Below are 2,141 nucleotides of genomic sequence, written 5' to 3'. Positions count from 1 at the left end.
CCCTGGAATTGGCGTCGGGCTACCGAACAACACATCGCAGAAGCAGCTTAGAGCGCGGCCTTCAGACCACGCTTACAAGGAAGCCCCGTACGTTGGGTGCTCTCGCCGCTGTAGCCCGACATGATAATCGTCCGGAGGTCGGGACGGCCGGCGAGCGGTCATTCGATCAAGTCGAAACCATTCATGGCACCAGGCATTCTCACGTCTGTTACAATCAGATCGATGCGGGGAGTGCCTTGCAGTATCTCGAACGCGTCATCGCCGCGGGCTGCCAACATCACCTCGTAGCCTTCACCCTCCAGCTGCTCGCCGATCAACTTTCGTATCTTCTCCTCATCATCGACGACGAGAATAACTGAACGATTACGAGACATCGTCTGCGTCCCCAAAGCCTTCTGAGGCACATACTGAACCCAGGACAGTGAGCATGGCTACTGCTAAATTATTGATTGTAGACGACAACACGATAGTCCGTCAGACGATCGCGGGCCTCGCGCGAGAACTCGGCTTGTCCGTCATCGAAGCAGCTTCGGTCGACGCAGCACGTGCTCCGCTTGCTGGTGGCGATGTCGACGTGCTGCTTTGTGATGACGATTTAGGCGCTGGCTTATCAGGCGTTGAATTCATAGCCAGCGACCTGGTTCGTATGCCTGCGACTGTTGTGTTGATGTCCGGTAATCCACAACCAAATGGATTGCCGGAAGGCATCCGGTACCTATGTAAGCCCTTCACCATCCGTCAACTCGAAGTCGAATTATTGCCTTGCTGCGACAAGCTGGCGTCGTTCCAGCTGCCCACGGCAGACCGATCATGAACGAAGCCCCGCAGCCACAAAGCTCTCTTTCGCTTAGTCTCCCACCCTATCGGTTGCCCACACTTAGTGGCACTGCCCTTTGGCGTTCCCCCTTCCTGTCTCAACAGGAGCGGCGCGCGCTTGAAGACGCCGTTGCCTCTCCGCGACCGGTCAGCGTCCATAAGCAACTGGTGCGTGAGGGAGCGTGCGCCGATAGCCTGTTTCTGATTATCGAAGGATGGGCATGCCGTTACACGACGACTACAAACGGCAGCCGTCAGTTCTCGGCACTGTTGTTGCCTGGTGACCTTTGTAATTTAGACGCACTGCTCACCGTTCGCCCGGATTATGGCGTTCGGACGCTGACTCAGGCGACGATCCTGGCATTGCCACGCGACCGCGCCCTGGCACTTGCGACGCAGCACGCCGGCATTACTCGGACATTTACATGGCTGGCGTTCGTGGAGAATGCGATCCTTGGCAAATGGGCTCAGTCGCTTGGCCGTCGATCGGCAAAGGAGCGCCTAGCTCATTTGCTTTGCGAGTTGAGCATGCGATCCAGCATGGCGGACGGCACCGAAACCAGCTTCGAGTTTCCGCTAACGCAAGAACAGATCGCGGATGCTCTTGGCCTGACAGCGGTCCACGTCAACCGCATGATGCATCTCCTTAGGGCCGAGGGGCTGGTCGCAATCGCGAACCGAACCATGACTCTTCCCGATGTCGCACGGCTCCGTCAGATTGGTGGTTTTGATCCTCGTTACCTACACATCAAACGAAGCGAGGTCGAAGCCACAACCGGCGTTGCCGCCCCTCAATCGTCTGCATTGCGAAACGCCTCATTCTCTCATTCGGGAGAGTGAGATGGCAAGCAACACGACGGCCCCCAATATCCGACATACGATCCTCCGCACAGCATGGCGAGGACTTGAGTGCCAAGGAACATTTTCTGTTACGATCGCGTTTTGGCTTCAGAAGGATGCTGTTGTGGCATCTGCCGACCGGAGGCTTTCGCATGCTTTGGACCATTGCCGTAATTCTCCTCATTCTCTGGGTCCTTGGGTTTGCTGTCCATATCGGGGGCGGGTTGATCCATCTTCTGCTGGTCGCCGCGGTGGTCGTGGTGATCTTCAACCTGGTAAGCGGCCGTCGCGCGGTATAGGCGGTATAGCAGGCGCCGCGTGACCTGACGTGTTTAACAGCGCGGCGCTGAAGGACGACCGACCCCCTTTCGCCGTGCTGTTATCGACTGTGCACAAATAGGCATCAGTTGGCCGGTTGTTTTGCGCTGCTGCGCTGATGCAAAACTTCTGCAGAGCGTGTGAAAACCCGGCCTGAGGATTCCCGT

4 protein-coding genes are annotated in these 2,141 nt (G+C 57.2%); 3 read left to right on the top strand and 1 reads right to left on the bottom strand.

What is annotated here, in order from left to right:
- Nucleotides 1-158: 158 nt before the first annotated feature.
- Nucleotides 159-374, bottom strand: coding sequence for a response regulator (locus RH91_RS23390; RefSeq protein WP_232283656.1), 216 nt, complete (start codon nt 372-374; stop codon nt 159-161).
- Nucleotides 375-427: 53 nt separating this feature from the next.
- Here RH91_RS23390 and RH91_RS22050 point away from each other — a divergent pair, with 53 nt between their 5' ends.
- From RH91_RS22050 to RH91_RS21160, 3 genes are all read left to right on the top strand, one after another.
- Nucleotides 428-814 carry a response regulator gene (locus RH91_RS22050; protein WP_010165491.1) on the top strand — a complete coding sequence of 129 codons (387 nt, stop codon included), beginning with the start codon at nt 428-430 and terminating at the stop codon, nt 812-814.
- Nucleotides 811-1,656: a Crp/Fnr family transcriptional regulator gene (locus RH91_RS22045; RefSeq protein ID WP_081469627.1), complete on the top strand. Its 846-nt coding sequence runs from the start codon at nt 811-813 to the stop codon at nt 1,654-1,656. Before RH91_RS22050 ends, RH91_RS22045 begins: the two co-directional genes overlap by 4 nt.
- A gap of 152 nt (nt 1,657-1,808) precedes the next feature.
- Nucleotides 1,809-1,955 (top strand): lmo0937 family membrane protein, encoded by a 147-nt coding sequence (locus tag RH91_RS21160; RefSeq protein WP_133190578.1) that lies wholly within the window; start codon nt 1,809-1,811, stop codon nt 1,953-1,955.
- Nucleotides 1,956-2,141: the final 186 nt, after the last annotated feature.

The organism is Sphingomonas sp. PAMC 26617 (assembly GCF_000242835.1).
GTDB lineage: Bacteria > Pseudomonadota > Alphaproteobacteria > Sphingomonadales > Sphingomonadaceae > Sphingomonas.
This window is presented reverse-complemented; position numbering and strand designations above follow the sequence as displayed.